This window comes from Rhodoferax sp. (genome assembly GCF_039922535.1).
Classification (GTDB): Bacteria; Pseudomonadota; Gammaproteobacteria; order Burkholderiales; family Burkholderiaceae_C; genus Rhodoferax_B.
In genome coordinates this window covers 19380-33314 of sequence record NZ_JBDTEM010000047.1, presented here as the reverse complement: position 1 = coordinate 33314, position 13935 = coordinate 19380, and the positions used below count along the sequence as shown (strand labels likewise).

Here is a 13935-nt window from a genome sequence, read left to right as displayed (position 1 = left end):
GGGGGGCGATGCTTCTGCGGGCGGTGCATCGCTGGGTTCTAGCGTAAACCGGTAGCCACGGCCCGGAATGGTCACGATGGCCTGCGGTCCGAGCAGCTTGCGCAGGGTGGATACCTGGGCCTGCAGGTTGTTTTCTTCCACCACCAGGCCGGGCCAGGCCAAGTCCAGCAGCTCGTCTTTGGACACCACGCGGTCACGGTGCTGCACCAATGCCATCAGCACATCAAAGGCCCGTGCGCCGGGGTTGGTGGCAGCTCCATCCACCAGCACCACGCGCTGGGACGGACGCACTTCAAAACGGCCAAATCGATAACTGTTCAACAACAAAACTCCCATCGGTGTCAGCTTTCAAATGTATCGCACACCTTGGATTTTGGTGTTTTGTGCAATTTCGCACGGTTTCAGAAGTTTTCAGGTCCGCTTCAGGTGGGCTAAGGACGCAGCGCGGCAAGCAGAGGAAAGTCCGTCTCTGTGGTGGTGACCCCCTCAATCACCCAATTGTCAAGGACATGTTGTATGAACTTTGAACCTTTTATGCCTTTTGAGCCCGCCGAACCGCTGGTGCCCCCGGTTATTGCCCCATCTGCCGCGCCGAAAGCCCATTACTTCGACCCTGCCGGGCTGGTGTGGATTGCGGCGTGCGTGCTGTTGGCCACCACGGCTGCCCGGCTGTTGCCCAAGTTGGCCGAGCCCGACGGCCTGCGCAATACCCTGGTGGCTTTGGGTATGGCATCTACCCGCCCAGCAGAAACCGCCCATTCCACGACCGTGGCCAGCCTGCCGCCGCAGGGCGCAAACCCGGCGCAGCCTACACGGGCCAGCCAGACCAAGCAAGAACCCGGCCCCTTGGTGCCCACGGTTCTTCGCCAATTTTGAGGATGCGCGCCATGGCCCGCTTTCCTAAGATGTTTGGCGTTACGGGGCGCAAAGCCCTGCACGCCGATGTTTCCCGAGCCCGCCCGTGTTTCGCCTTGCCTAAAACGGCAGCTTCACACAGTCTCCTACCCCATTGGCTGCAGTCTTTGCAGCGCTTATCCAACCCATTAAGCGCTTCCGTAAGGGAGTTGAGGAAAAAAATCATGTTGAGCCCATCGTTCGCCCGTGTAGCCATCCGCGTGTTGATTGCCGAGAGCCATTCCGATACTTTGCTGCGCTGCGCCGAGGCGGTGCAAGCCGATGTGCGGCTGAGCTTGGCCGCTGCCGTGTCGACCGGGGCCGCTGCCATTGCCATGATGGACGAGTGCGTGCCCGACGTGGTGGTGGTCGACCTGCAACTGCAGGACGTGCCCGCCATCGAGGTGATTCGCCACGCAGCCTGGCATTTTCCGCAGGCCGACATCGTGTTGTTGACCCAGTTTGGCAACGACGAGCAAGTACTGCAGTGCATCGAAGCCGGAGCTACCGCTTATCTGTTCAAGGACAGCGCCGCCGAATGCCTGGCGGAAAGCATCCACCTGTGGTCCGAGGGCAGTGCGCCGATCAGCCCCGGTCTGGCACGCCGGGTGCTGGGGCGCTTTCGCCTGCGGTTGGGCACCGGCACCGGGTCGGCCTGGGCTTTTCCGCTGCGCGAGTCCACCTATCCGCTGACGGCCTGCGAGGCGGGCATCTTGCGCTGGATCGCCCGTGGCATGAGCCTGGAACAGATCAGCGCATTGGCCTCCAGCCCGCAGCCGGGCGTGCTGGCCCATGTGAAAAAAATCTACCGCAAGCTGGCCGCCTATGCGCGGGGCGAAAGCCTGGTGGATGTCAGCGAACCAGACATCCAGATTGTGGCCCTGGGCTCTGCCTGCGACCGGCAATCCCTGTCCATGCCATCCCCTTAATTTTTCATTTTTCAAAAAAGGAGTTTTTATGCGAGTGACATCGGCACGCCCCAAACCCATGCCTATCCCCAAGGCCAGCCGCGAACCGTGGCTGTCCGCCCTGGTATGGCTGTTGTTTTGCGCCGCCATGGTGGCGGTGGCCCTATTTTTAACCCCACGGATCGGCGCGGCTTACGCGTCGGACGACTTGACCATCCCTGACGACGCGTCTGCGCCCGTGCTGGCCAGCTCCGACAACGAACATGCGGTCCCCATGGCCGCGACCGTGTTGTACCCGAACGAAACGGTGGCCGTGGTGGTTAAACACTGAGGCCAGGTTCCAAGCTTCTCGCGCTCTCAAACAGCCGAGCCTGGCCGGTCACCGGGTCGGTAAACGCGATGGATTTGGCCAGCAACTGCAAAGGTGCAGCGTAGTCATCGTCGGCAATATTCACCACGTCGGGGTAGAAGCGGTCGTTGCGGATGGGCGCGCCTAGTGCCGCCATGTGCACCCGCAGCTGGTGGGTACGGCCGGTGATGGGCGACAAGCGGTAGCGGGCCCATGCACCCCGTTGTTCCAACACTGCGATGTGGGTTTCTGAATTGGGTTCGCCTGGCGCTTCTTGGTAGCGAAAAAACGGCTCACCCGGCACGATCTGGCTGCGGTAAATGGGCGGAAGATCACCTCGCCAGGGGGCAATCGCCTCGTAGTGCTTGTGCACTTCGCGTTGTTTGAACAGCGCGTGGTAAGCCGCCCGCTCGCTGGGCTGGATGGCAAACAAGGTGACCCCAGCGGTTTCGCGGTCCAGCCGGTGCAGCGGGGCCAGGGTGTCGATGCCCAGCAACTGTTTAAGCCGCACCAACAGCGTTTCCTGCACATAGCGCCCGGCGGGCATGGTCGGCAGGAAATGCGGCTTGTCCACCACCACCAGATGCGCGTCCTGGAACAGCACCTGCGCCTCGAACGGGATGCGCGGCTCCACCGGCAGATGGCGGTAGTAGTACAGCCGGGTGTGCGGGCGGTAGGCGGCATCGGGCGGTACGGGCCGGGCTTGTTCGTCCAGCACCAGCCCGTCTTGCATGCGTTGCAGCCACACGGTGCGCTCTACGGTGGGAAAACGATGCGCAAAGAAGGCGATGACGGTGGGCCAGTCCCCACCGGGCAGGCCCACGGTGCTGGGGCCTACGCCGTCACGCGTGGGGAGGTTCACACCTTTTGAAAGACGACATCCCACACGCCGTGGCCGAGCTTGATGCCCCGGTTCTCGAACTTGGTAAGCGGGCGGTAGTCGGGCTTGGGGGCGTAGTCGGCGGCGGTGTTTTTCAGCAGCGGTTCGGCACTGAGCACTTCCAGCATCTGCTCGGCGTAGTTTTGCCAGTCGGTGGCACAGTGCAGGTAGCCGCCGGGTTTCAGGCGGGCGGCCAGCTTGGCGACCAGCGGGGCTTGCAGCAGGCGGCGCTTGTTGTGTTTCTTTTTGTGCCAGGGGTCGGGGAAGAACACGTGGACACCGTCCAGGCTGGCCAGCGGCAGCATGTGGTCCAGCACCTCGACGGCATCGTGCTGGCAAATGCGGATATTGGTTTGCCCCTCTTCGCCAATGCGTTTGAGCAGCGCGCCCACGCCCGGCGTGTGCACTTCACAGCACAGAAAGTTCTTTTCCGGCAGCAGCGCCGCAATGCTGGCCGTGGCCTCGCCCATGCCAAAGCCGATTTCCAGGATGGTCGGGGCGCTGCGGCCAAAAGTGGCCTCCAGGTCCAGCGGTGCACTGCGGTAAGGCAGTAAAAACTGCGGCCCCAGGCTCTCAAACGCTTTGGCTTGGCCGCTGGTGGTGCGACCGGTGCGGAGGACAAAGCTTTTGATGGTTTTGGGGTAAGCCGGGGCCGCGACGGGACTGTCGATCGGGGCGGCAGGGGGGTGGGGGGTGTTTGCGTCGTTCACAGGGCAGGATTGTAGAGAGCGCGCCAGCCCGGTATCCAGGCCGCCAGCGCATCGGCGCAATGGCCCTGGCCGGGGTGCAATCCAAGCACCTGTGCCGCTGCATTCAATGCCGCCAGCGGCGAGCCCAGATCCAGGGCCTGGGCACCGTTTTGTTTGGACAGCTTTTCGCCATTCGCTCCCAGCACCAGCGGCGTGTGCAGGTACTGCGGTGTGGGCAGGTCCAAAGCCTGTTGCAGCCCGATCTGGCGCGGCGTGTTGTCGGCCAGGTCCTGGCCGCGCACCACGTGGGTGATGCCTTGGGCCGCATCGTCTACCACCACGGCCAACTGGTAAGCCCACAGGCCGTCGGCGCGGCGCAGCACGAAGTCGCCGACCTCTGCGGCCAGGTTTTGCTGCTGGGGGCCTAGGCAGCGGTCTTGCCAATTTACTATGGTATTGATAGCTTCTTCCGCAGGTGCTACCTGCGCTGGAAGCCTATTTTCTATATAAAACCGCCATGCCCGTGCCGGGCGACCCTGCAGGCCGTGGCGGCAGGTTCCGGGGTAGACCAGCTCGGCGTGGCGCTGGCGGGGCTGCTTCTGGATAAGGGCTTGTGCAATGTCTTTGCGCGAGCAGGCGCAGGGGTAGGCCCAGCCACTGGCCACCAACTGGTCCAGCGCCTGCTGGTACAGCGGGCTGCGTTGCGACTGGTAGGTGGGCTCCGCGTCGGGCACCAGGCCGCAGGCGGCGAGCTGCTGCAGGATCAGCGTGTCCACGCCGGGCAGGCAGCGTGGGCTGTCCACGTCTTCAATGCGTACCAGCCAGTGGCCGCCATGGGCCCGGGCATCGAGCCAACTGGCCAGGGCCGCAACCAAAGAGCCCGCATGCAGCGGGCCCGTAGGGGACGGCGCGAACCGTCCGATGTATGTGGCCCCCACGCTTGTCGCTTCGCGTACTACGCTGCCCCCCGAGGGGGCGCATTTTCCCTTGGGGCGGCCCGGCGGGAAAACATCGCTATTTTTAAGCAATCGCCAGCGCCATCTCCAGGCCGGAGATGAACGCGTCTTCCACCCGGTGGCCGATACACCAGTCGCCGCAGGCACCGATGCTGGATTTTTCGTCCCACAAATGGCTTTTGCCCAGGGGCTGCACGGTTTGGGCGTAGCGCCAGCGGTGCACGGCGGCGTGGGCGGGTTCGGCGCGGATGCCGGTGACCTCGGTGAAGGCTTTCAGCAGCTTGGCCTGGACGCGGGGGGCATCGTCTTCCAGGTGCTCCAGCGACCAGGCGGCGCTGGCCTGCACCGTCCAGCGCTCGATACCGCCGCGCCCTGGCTTGCTGGATTCACGCGATAGCCAAGCGATGCGATGGTGGTTACTGCGCGCCGCGTTCCACTGCGGGCCCAGGTGGGCCATGGTGGGCTGCATGGCTTGGGGGAAGGCCAGCATCAGCGTCCAGCATGGTGCCACTTGCACCGGGTGGATGTCGCGCACCAGGCGGGCGGCCTGGGCCGAGTTTTGCAGCAGGTCTACGGTTTGCGGGTTGGGCATGGCCAGCACGACCGAGTCAAAGCCAGAGAAAACGTGCTGTGCGTCGGGGGTACCCGGCATGCCGGTGGTGCGCAGCTGCCATTGCTTTTTGTTCATCGGGTCGCGCTCGATGCGGGTGACCTGGGTTTCCAGTTCCAGGCGGCCATCATCTGCCAGCGGTTTGGCCCAGTATTTGACCAGTGCGCTCATGCCGGGCGAGGGCACCCAGTGCGGGTCGCGCGAGGGCAGGGCGGCCGAGGCCACGCGGCCAAAGGTGTCGAGCACTCGCACCGAGTTGGCGCTCCAGGGTTTGCAGATGCCTTTGGCGGTTTCCAGGGCCAGCGCAAAGCGCGGGTCGCGCACGGTGAAGTACTGCGCGCCGTGGTCAAACGTGCCAAACGCGGTGCTACGGGTGGACATGCGCCCGCCTGCGCTGCGGCTTTTGTCGAACACCGAAACGTTGTGGCCGGCCTGCACCAATGTGCGTGCGCAGGCAATGCCCGCCATGCCTGCACCGATGACGGCGATCTGGCGGGGAGCTGTAGCACTGGATTTGTTTGTCATGTGTGTTGGTTTTCTTTGGAGTGGCTACGGAGGGACGACCAAGCACACTCTACACGCACTGTGCAGCCACTTTGCTCGGGGACTCCCCGAACGCTTGGTTGGACGAAGTCCACAGGTCAATTACTTTGTTGCCGTTCTAGCAGCGCCGCCCGCGTGGCAGGGCTTTTGAGCTGTTGCAGCCACCATTGCAGCGCCCGACCGTGGGCACCACCGCCCGACTCGGTACGCCAGGCGTAGTTGATGTTTAGCACGCGCGATGGCCGCTCTACGCTGCGGCTCACCAAGCGGCCGGTTTCCAGGTAGGGGCGGGCCAGGCCTTCGGGTAAAAAGCCGCAGCCCAGGCCGCGCAGCTGGGCTTCCAGCTTGGCCCGCATGTTGGGCACGGTAAACACGTCTTGCCCGCCCAGGAGCCCAAAGGTCAGCGCATTGCCGCGCTGGGTGGAGTCGGCCACGGCCACGGCGCGGTATTGCTGGATCAGGCTGTCGCTCAGCGGCTCGGGCATGTTGGCCAGCGGGTGGTGCGGTGCCACCACAAAGATGAAGTGCATTTCGCCCAGCAGGGCACCCAGGATGTTGCTGTTGGTCGTGTCCATGGCCACGCCAATGGCCACATCGGCCAGGCCGGTGACCAGCGCGTCCAGCGTGCCGTGCAGCACCTCTTCGCGGATCTTCAGGCGCGTGGGCGGGTTGAGCGCAAAAAACGCCTCGCACAGCTCCATCATCGTGGCGCGAGAAATCACACTGTCCATCGCAATCGTCAGCTGGGGTTCCCAGCCGGTAGCTACGCGCTTGACCCGGTTGGCCACGGCATCAATGTCCTCCAGCAGACGCTGGCCTTCGCGCAGCAGTTCGGACCCGGCCACGGTGAGTTTGGCTTGGCGCGAGCTGCGGTCGAACAGCAACACGTCCAGTGCATCCTCGATGTTGCGTACGCGGTAGGTCAGGGCGCTGGGCACCATGCCCAGGCTGCGCGCGGCCGCGGCAAAGCTGCCCTGGGCGTGGATGGTGACCAGCATAGACAGGGCATCGGGAGTCAGCACATCGCGGGCGGTTTGCATGGTCGATCGTATTCCGTTCAAATTAATAGAATGATGCCATCAAATGCGATGGACTGCCAGGCCTCGGTGCAGGTTCAAAATTCAGGCCATGGATCCGATACGCGGGTCTTCACCCCACCAGGAGTCTCCACATGCTCACTCTCCGTAAATCCCAAGACCGTGGCCACGCCGACCATGGTTGGCTCAAGTCGCACCACAGCTTTTCGTTTGCCGGTTACCTGGACCCCAAGCACATGGGCTGGGGCAACCTGCGCGTCATCAACGAAGACACCATCACCCCCGGCGCAGGCTTTGGCACCCACGGCCACCGCGACATGGAAATCATCAGCTACGTGTTGCAGGGCAACCTGGCGCACAAGGACACCATGGGCAACGTGAAGGGCATTCCGCCCGGCGACGTGCAGCGCATGAGCGCAGGCCGTGGCGTGCAGCACAGCGAGTTCAACCACGCAGAAGACGCCAGCACGCACTTTCTGCAAATCTGGATCGAGCCGAATGTCAAAGGTATCGCGCCCAGCTATGAGCAAAAATCGTTTGCCGACAGCGAAAAACGCGGTGTACTGCGCCTGGTGGCCTCGCCAGACGGTGCTGAGGGCTCGGTCACCATCCATGCCGATGCGCACCTGTACGCCGGGCTGCTGGACGGTACGGAGTCCGCCACTCTGGCGCTGAACCCGGCCCGCAAGAGCTATGTGCACCTGATTAGCGGCGCACTGGAAGTGAATGGCACCGCGCTGCGCACTGGCGATGCACTGTTGATCGAGAACGAAGCCCAGCTCACCCTGGGCAATGCGGCCAACGCCGAAGTGTTGGTGTTCGACCTGGCCGCCTGATTTTTTAACTTTTATTGCAAGGAAATCGTATGTTTAAAACGCTTCAAAACCCCCTGAGCTTTGTGGGCCGCCTGCTGTTGGCCGTGTTGTTTTTACCCGCGGGCATTGGCAAAATTACCGGCTTTGCGGGCACCGTGGGCTATATCGCATCGGTCGGCCTGCCGTTCCCCACGCTGGGTGCGCTGACCGCGATTCCGGTGGAAGTACTCGGTGGCCTGGCATTGATCTTTGGTTTGGGCACCCGCTGGGCAGCGCTGGTTTTGGCCGTTTTTACCCTGGTGGCCAGCTACTTCTTCCACGCTTTCTGGGCCGTGCCCGCTGAAGCGGTAATGGTGACGCAGCTGCTGTTCATCAAGAATATCGCCGTCGTGGGTGGCCTGCTGACCTTGGCTGCCTGGGGTCCGGGTGCCTGGAGCCTGGATGCCCGCCGCGGTAAATAAGGCGCACCCCCAGGCTGCAGTGCTTCGCATCTTTCTCCAACCCCCTTGCAGGGGGCAACACCAGCAGCCTGGCAAAGCCAGTTCTGCGGTGTTTCTGGGGAATAGCCGTCTCGTTTAAAGTGTTTTCCGTTGTTCGTTTCTTAACCTCATAGAAAGTCTGTATGACCAAAACTGTTGTTGTGTACCACTCTGGCTACGGCCACACCCAGCGCGTAGCCCAGGCCGTGGCCGAAGGTGCCAGCGCCGAGCTGATCGCCATCGATGCCGAGGGCAATCTGTCCGAAGCCGGTTGGACATCGCTCAATGCAGCCGATGCCATCATCTTCGGCACGCCCACCTACATGGGTGGCCCGAGCTGGCAGTTCAAGAAATTCGCCGATGCCACCAGCAAAGCCTGGTTTACCAGCGCCTGGAAAGACAAAGTGTTTGGCGGCTTTACCAACAGCGCCAGCTTCAGCGGCGACAAGCAAGTCACCCTGATTTACCTGCAAACCCTGGCCTCGCAGCAAGGCGGCATCTGGGTCAGCCTGGGCCAAATGCCCAGCAACACCAAGGCTGCTACCCGTAACGACCTGAACAACCTGGGTGGCTCGGTCGGCGTGCTGGTGCAGTCCCCTTCGGACAGCAGCCCCGCAGAAATGTCGCAGGGTGACCTGGACACGGCAAAGAACTACGGCGTACGGGTCGCAGCGATCGCCGCAAAATTTAAGGCCTAAATTGCTTTAACCTCAAAGGGCTGTCTTACGAGGCAGCCTTTTTTTACTGGGACTTGCGCAGCGCCCCCTGATTGCCCGCAGGGTATAAGAGGGCGCTGCGCAAGTCCTATTTATCTTTCGGGAGAACGGCCATGGGTATAGCACTGCAATTGACGGGACAAGCCAAAGACCTGGGCGGGGGCTTTGTGGTGCGGCGGTTTTTACCGGCGGCACAGCGCCAGTCGGTGGGGCCGTTCCTGTTTTTTGACCACTTTGGCCCGGTCACCGTGGTACCGGGTGCGGGGCACGACGTGCGGCCCCACCCGCATATAGGGCTGGCCACCGTGACCTATTTGTTTGAAGGTGCCATCAAGCACCGTGACAGCCTGGGCTCTGTGCAAACTATCGAGCCAGGTGCCATCAACTGGATGACCTCGGGTCGCGGCATTGTCCATTCGGAGCGCCAGCCCGCCGAGCTGAAGAACACCACCTACGTCAACCACGGCATCCAGCTCTGGGCCGCGCTGCCACAGGCGTTTGAAGAGGTAGAGCCCAGCTTTACCCACACCCCGGCGCACACCATTCCCGAGTTGACCGTGGGCGATGCCCAGGTACGCGTGCTGATCGGCGAGGCCTGGGGCCAGACATCGCCCGTGGCCACTTTTGCACCCACCATCTACCTGGACGTACAGCTCAACGGCACGCTAGACCTGCCCGTGCTGGCGCAGGAAATGGCGGTCTACCTGGTGGATGGTAGCGTGGAGATCGACGGTGTGACCGTGCCCGACCAAAGCTTGGCCATGCTGATGCCAGGGGTCAACACGCAGATACGGTCTACCGCCCCCGTGCGGCTGATGGTGCTGGGTGGCGACGCGCTGGACGGCCACCGCTTTATCCGTTGGAACTTCGTTTCCAGTCGCAAAGAGCGCATTTTGCAAGCCGAAGCCGACTGGCAAGCCCAGACCATGGGCCAGGTGCCGGGCGATGCGGAATTCATCCCGTTGCCCGCAAAACGCCTCGCGCAGGCGTAACTCCTAAAATAATAGCTGCCAGCGCAGGTGCTACCTGCGCTGGAGGCCTATTTTTTATAAATTTCCGTCAGCTCAGCGCCCGGTCCAGGTGCGTGTAGCCGCCGTCCACAAACAGCCACTGCCCGGTGGTGTGGCTGGCGGCATCGGACAGCAGGAACACGGTGGTGCGGGCGATTTCTTCCGAGGTCGTCATGCGCTGGCCCAGCGGGATCTTGCTGGTGATGCTGCGCAGTTTTTCGTCGGCGTTGGGGAAGCTGGCGATCCAGCGCTCGTACAGCGGGGTCATCACCTCGGCGGGAATCACGGCATTCACCCGCACACCGTCTTTTAGCAGCGAAGCCGCCCATTCGCGGGTCAACGACAGTTGCGCGCCCTTGGCGGCCGTGTAGCCGCTGGTGTCGCCCTGCCCGGTGAGGGCGGTTTTGGACGAGATGTTGACGATAGAACCGCGCGATGCCTTGAGGTGCGGCACGCAGTAGTGGGCCATCACGTAATAGTGGGTCAGGTTCTTGTGCAGCGAGGCCACAAACGCGTCGCGCCCGGCATCCAGGCCCACGCTGTCGTTGATGCCCGCGTTGTTGACCAGGCCGTCAATACGCTGGAATGTGGCCATGGTCTGCGCGACCGCCGCGCCGCAGGCGGCATCGTCCTGCAGGTCAAGCTGGATGAACAGGAACTTCGGTTGCAATGCTCCGAGCTGGGCTGCAAAGTCTTCGCCCAGGGCACTTTTGCCCAGAATGACGGGAATCGCGCCTTCTTGCGCCAGCCCTATCGATATCGCGCCTCCGATGCCGCTGCCACCACCGGTGACGAGGACGACTTTGTCTTTCAGATGCAGATCCATAAAACCTTTCAGGAAGAAGTGAGGTTGTAGCAGCGGATGGCGTTGCCGGACCAAAAAGCGGTTTTTTCGGAATCAGACAAGCGCTGCGCCGCCCAGGTTTGCGCCAACTGGTGCACGGCAGGATAGGGTGCAGCCAGCTCGCACACCGGCCAGTCGGAGCCAAACAGCAGGCGTGCCGGGCCAAAGGCTTCCAGCGCGGTATCGAAACAGTCCCAGATGGTTTGCTGTACGGCAGTGGGCACGCCCTCGGCAACATTCGCAAATGGCCAAGCGGCTTCGGTGACCAGACCCGACAGCTTGCACGCCATATGGGGCAGAGCGGCCAGTGCCTTCAGTGATTGGGCCCAGTGCTGCATTTGCGCGGGGTGCTTGAGCGGTGGTTTGCCCAGGTGGTCCAGCACCAGCCAATGGGCATCGTGCGCGGTGCAGAAGTCGATCACCAGCGGCATCTGGTGGGCAAACACCAGCACGTCGTAGGTCAGGCCTTTGCTTTGCAGTAGGTTCATGCCGCGCCGAAACTGCGGGTTATTCACCACCTGCGCCACATCGGTCTCGTCTTGCAAGATGTGGCGAAAGCCACGCAGCTTCGGGTTTTGCGCCCAGCCGTCGAGCTGCGTCGCCAGCGTGGGGCTGGCCAGGTCGGCCCAGCCCACCACGCCCAGGATGCTGGGGTTGTGCGCGGCCAGTTCCAGCAGAAATTCGGTCTCTGCCGCTTCGGTGCGGGCCTGCACCGCGATGGAGCCGGTGATGCCACAGCTTTGCAGCGGGCAATCGCTGGGCGCGCGGTCTTGCGCCAGCACGGCCATACCGGGGCTGATCCACGGAAAGGCCGTCGGCTCAAACTGCCAGTAGTGCTGGTGGCTGTCAATCTTTTGCATCATTTCTTGAAGGCGTATTGCACCAACGTTTCGGGCAGCATCTCGATGGAAAAGCCCGCAGCGGTGGGTGGCATGTAGGCGGCGTTCTGGATGACGCAGGGCTCCTTGAAATGCTCGTGCAGGTGGTCTACGTACTCGATGACCCGGCCCTCGCGGGTACCGGCGATGCTCAGGTAGTCGATCATCGACAGGTGCTGTACGTACTCGCACAGGCCCACGCCGCCCGCGTGCGGGCAGACGGGCAAGTTGTATTTGGCGGCCATCAGCATCACAGCCAGGATTTCGTTCACACCGCCCAGGCGACAGGAGTCGATCTGCACCACGTCGATGGCCCCGCGCATGATGAACTGCTTGAACATAATCCGGTTTTGGCACATCTCGCCGGTGGCGACCTGCATCGGGGTGATGCTATTGCGGATGGTGCGATGGCCTTCCACGTCGTCGGGGCTGGTGGGTTCTTCGATGAACCAGGGCTTGGCAAAGGCCAGGTCTTTGAGCCAGTCCACTGCCTGGCCCACATCCCAGACCTGGTTGGCGTCGATCATCAAATGTCGGTCTGGGCCCAGCACCTCGCGGGCGATGCGCAGGCGGCGGATGTCGTCGGCCTTGTCGCGGCCTACCTTGAGTTTGACGTGGTTGAAACCCGCGTCCACCGCCTCCTGGCACAGGCGGCGCAGCTTTTCGTCGCCATAGCCCAGCCAACCCGCCGAGGTGGTGTAGCAGGGGTAACCTTCGCGCTGCAAAGTGGCCAGGCGCTCGGCCTTGCCCACGGTGCGCTCGGTGAGTAGCGCCAGGGCTTCTTCAGGCGTGATGCAGTCGGTGATGTAGCGGAAGTCGATGCAGCGCACCAGCTCGGCAGGGCTCATTTCGCCCACCAGTTGCCACACCGGCTTGCCTACTGATTTGGCCCACAGGTCCCACACGGCGTTGACCACCGCGCCAGTGGCCAGGTGGATCGCGCCTTTGTCGGGGCCGATCCAGCGCAACTGGCTGTCGGAGGTAATGTGCCGCCAGAAGCGGCCCATGTCGGCGGCGATCCAGTCCAGGTCCAGGCCCACCACCAGGTGCTGCATGGCCAGAATGGCGGCGCAGCAGATGTCGTTGCCGCGGCCGATGGTGAAGGTCAGTCCGTGGCCGTTCAGGCCCGGCTGGTCGGTTTCCAGGATGACGTAGGCGGCCGAATAGTCGGGGTCGGGGTTCATCGCATCCGAGCCATCCAGATGCTGCGAGGTGGGGAAGCGCAGGTCGATGGCGCGCAGGGATTGGATGACGGGCATGCGGAGGCTCTTGGGGGAAAAGAAAAAATGGGGGAGGCTCCCGCAGGAGCCTCTAAACACAGTCAGGCTTTAGTCGTACAAAACGGCGGCGATTTTGGGATCGTCGATGTTCGATTTGTCGTAGAAGTAGAAGCCGGTGTCGATGATCTTGGGCAGCTTTTCGCCCTTCAACGCCTTGACTGCCGCTTCGACGGTTTTGTAGCCAATGCCCACCGGGTTTTGGGTGATGGCCCCGGCCATGGCTCCGCTGCGGATGGCGTCTTTTTGCTGCTTGCCCGAGTCGTAGCCGATGACGATGATCTTGCGCTTCATCTCTTTGGCACCGTTCAGCACGCCGATGGCCGAGCCCTCATTGGCACCAAAAATACCTTTGAGGTTAGGGTTGGCTTGCAGAATCGACTTGGTGATTTCGGTGGACTTCAGCTGGTCGCCCGCACCGTATTGCACGCTGACAATCTTGATGTTGGGGTAGGTCGATTTGATGCGTTCCACAAAGCCGTCGCGGCGGTCTACGCCGGTGCGGCTGGTCTGGTCGTGCACTACCAGGGCGACTTCACCGGCGTTGCCGATCAGGCCGGCCATTTTGTCAGCGGCCAGGGCGGCGGCGGCTTTGTTGTCGGTGGTGGCGGTGGTCACGGGGATGTCGCTGTCTACGCCCGAGTCAAAAGCGACGACCGGGATGTGCGCGGCCTGGGCTTTTTTCAACAGCGGAATGGCGGCCTTGCTGTCCAGCGCGGCAAAGCCGATGGCGGCAGGTTTTTTGGCCAGGGCCGAGGACAGCATGTCGATTTGCTTGTCCACCATGGCTTCGGTTTCGGGGCCTTCAAAGGTGACCTTGACCTTCAGGTCTTTACCGGCCTGGTCGGCACCCAGCTTCACCGCTTGCCAGAACTGGTGCTGGAAGCCTTTGGATATCAGCGGAATATAAATTTCATCGGCGGCAAAGCTGTTGCTGCTAAAAACACCTACCAAACCCATGCCAATTGCCAGGCTCAGCAGTTTTCTTTTTAAAATCATGTTGTATCTCCAAATTTTATAGGTATCGAAATTGTGGGTGGTGCATAAATT

17 protein-coding genes are annotated in these 13935 nt (G+C 62.3%); 7 read left to right on the top strand and 10 right to left on the bottom strand.

Going from position 1 to position 13935, the window contains the following annotated elements:
- A partial coding sequence (locus ABI213_RS01885) for a winged helix-turn-helix domain-containing protein (RefSeq protein ID WP_348025873.1) occupies positions 1 to 324 on the bottom strand: 324 nt, incomplete at its 3' end.
- Positions 325 to 516: 192 nt separating this feature from the next.
- On the opposite strand from ABI213_RS01885, the gene ABI213_RS01880 reads away from it, so the two are divergent.
- The 3 genes from ABI213_RS01880 (at position 517) to ABI213_RS01870 (ending at position 2133) form a co-directional block, all read left to right on the top strand.
- Entirely contained in the window at positions 517 to 876 is a 360-nt protein-coding gene (locus tag ABI213_RS01880; RefSeq protein ID WP_348006469.1) for a hypothetical protein, read from the top strand.
- A gap of 203 nt (positions 877 to 1079) precedes the next feature.
- The gene (locus ABI213_RS01875; protein WP_348006468.1) at positions 1080 to 1823 is read left to right on the top strand and encodes a response regulator transcription factor; all 744 of its coding nucleotides are present in this window, start codon (positions 1080 to 1082) and stop codon (positions 1821 to 1823) included.
- 58 nt (positions 1824 to 1881) lie between these two features.
- Positions 1882 to 2133: a hypothetical protein gene (locus tag ABI213_RS01870; protein ID WP_348025871.1), complete on the top strand. Its 252-nt coding sequence runs from the start codon at positions 1882 to 1884 to the stop codon at positions 2131 to 2133.
- Here ABI213_RS01870 and ABI213_RS01865 read toward each other — a convergent pair.
- The 5 genes from ABI213_RS01865 to ABI213_RS01845 all read right to left on the bottom strand — a co-directional run bounded on the left by ABI213_RS01865 (position 2123) and on the right by ABI213_RS01845 (position 6869).
- A complete protein-coding gene (locus ABI213_RS01865; protein ID WP_348006466.1) occupies positions 2123 to 3013 on the bottom strand; it encodes an RluA family pseudouridine synthase in 891 nt (296 codons plus the stop codon). The two genes, ABI213_RS01870 and ABI213_RS01865, sit on opposite strands and share 11 nt — an antisense overlap.
- Positions 3010 to 3741: a tRNA (guanosine(46)-N7)-methyltransferase TrmB gene (trmB, locus tag ABI213_RS01860; protein WP_348006465.1), complete on the bottom strand. Its 732-nt coding sequence runs from the start codon at positions 3739 to 3741 to the stop codon at positions 3010 to 3012. The genes ABI213_RS01865 and trmB overlap by 4 nt, the downstream gene beginning before the upstream one ends.
- Positions 3738 to 4658 carry a tRNA glutamyl-Q(34) synthetase GluQRS gene (gluQRS, locus tag ABI213_RS01855; RefSeq protein ID WP_348006464.1) on the bottom strand — a complete coding sequence of 307 codons (921 nt, stop codon included), beginning with the start codon at positions 4656 to 4658 and terminating at the stop codon, positions 3738 to 3740. The genes trmB and gluQRS overlap by 4 nt, the downstream gene beginning before the upstream one ends.
- 82 nt (positions 4659 to 4740) lie before the next feature.
- Entirely contained in the window at positions 4741 to 5811 is a 1071-nt protein-coding gene (locus tag ABI213_RS01850; protein WP_348006463.1) for an FAD-dependent oxidoreductase, read from the bottom strand.
- 116 nt (positions 5812 to 5927) lie between these two features.
- On the bottom strand, positions 5928 to 6869 hold the full coding sequence (locus ABI213_RS01845) for a LysR family transcriptional regulator (protein ID WP_348006462.1): 942 nt from the start codon (positions 6867 to 6869) through the stop codon (positions 5928 to 5930).
- Positions 6870 to 7000: 131 nt separating this feature from the next.
- Between ABI213_RS01845 and ABI213_RS01840 the strand changes: the two genes are divergently transcribed.
- The 4 genes from ABI213_RS01840 (at position 7001) to ABI213_RS01825 (ending at position 9868) form a co-directional block, all read left to right on the top strand.
- Positions 7001 to 7702 (top strand): pirin family protein, encoded by a 702-nt coding sequence (locus ABI213_RS01840; RefSeq protein WP_348006461.1) that lies wholly within the window; start codon positions 7001 to 7003, stop codon positions 7700 to 7702.
- A gap of 29 nt (positions 7703 to 7731) precedes the next feature.
- Entirely contained in the window at positions 7732 to 8142 is a 411-nt protein-coding gene (locus ABI213_RS01835; RefSeq protein WP_348006460.1) for a DoxX family protein, read from the top strand.
- Between the two features lie 161 nt (positions 8143 to 8303).
- Positions 8304 to 8858, top strand: a complete 555-nt coding sequence (locus ABI213_RS01830) for a flavodoxin family protein (RefSeq protein WP_348006459.1) — start codon at positions 8304 to 8306, stop codon at positions 8856 to 8858.
- A 131-nt stretch (positions 8859 to 8989) separates the two neighbouring features.
- The gene (locus tag ABI213_RS01825) at positions 8990 to 9868 is read left to right on the top strand and encodes a pirin family protein (protein WP_348006458.1); all 879 of its coding nucleotides are present in this window, start codon (positions 8990 to 8992) and stop codon (positions 9866 to 9868) included.
- Between the two features lie 67 nt (positions 9869 to 9935).
- Here the strand turns inward: ABI213_RS01825 and ABI213_RS01820 are convergent, their stop codons facing one another.
- The 4 genes from ABI213_RS01820 to ABI213_RS01805 all read right to left on the bottom strand — a co-directional run bounded on the left by ABI213_RS01820 (position 9936) and on the right by ABI213_RS01805 (position 13881).
- A complete protein-coding gene (locus tag ABI213_RS01820) occupies positions 9936 to 10712 on the bottom strand; it encodes an SDR family oxidoreductase (RefSeq protein ID WP_348006457.1) in 777 nt (258 codons plus the stop codon).
- 8 nt (positions 10713 to 10720) lie between these two features.
- On the bottom strand, positions 10721 to 11590 hold the full coding sequence (locus ABI213_RS01815; RefSeq protein ID WP_348025869.1) for an amidohydrolase family protein: 870 nt from the start codon (positions 11588 to 11590) through the stop codon (positions 10721 to 10723).
- Positions 11590 to 12867: an L-fuconate dehydratase gene (locus ABI213_RS01810; RefSeq protein ID WP_348006455.1), complete on the bottom strand. Its 1278-nt coding sequence runs from the start codon at positions 12865 to 12867 to the stop codon at positions 11590 to 11592. Before ABI213_RS01810 ends, ABI213_RS01815 begins: the two co-directional genes overlap by 1 nt.
- A gap of 69 nt (positions 12868 to 12936) precedes the next feature.
- A complete protein-coding gene (locus tag ABI213_RS01805; protein ID WP_348006479.1) occupies positions 12937 to 13881 on the bottom strand; it encodes an ABC transporter substrate-binding protein in 945 nt (314 codons plus the stop codon).
- Positions 13882 to 13935 lie beyond the last annotated feature (54 nt).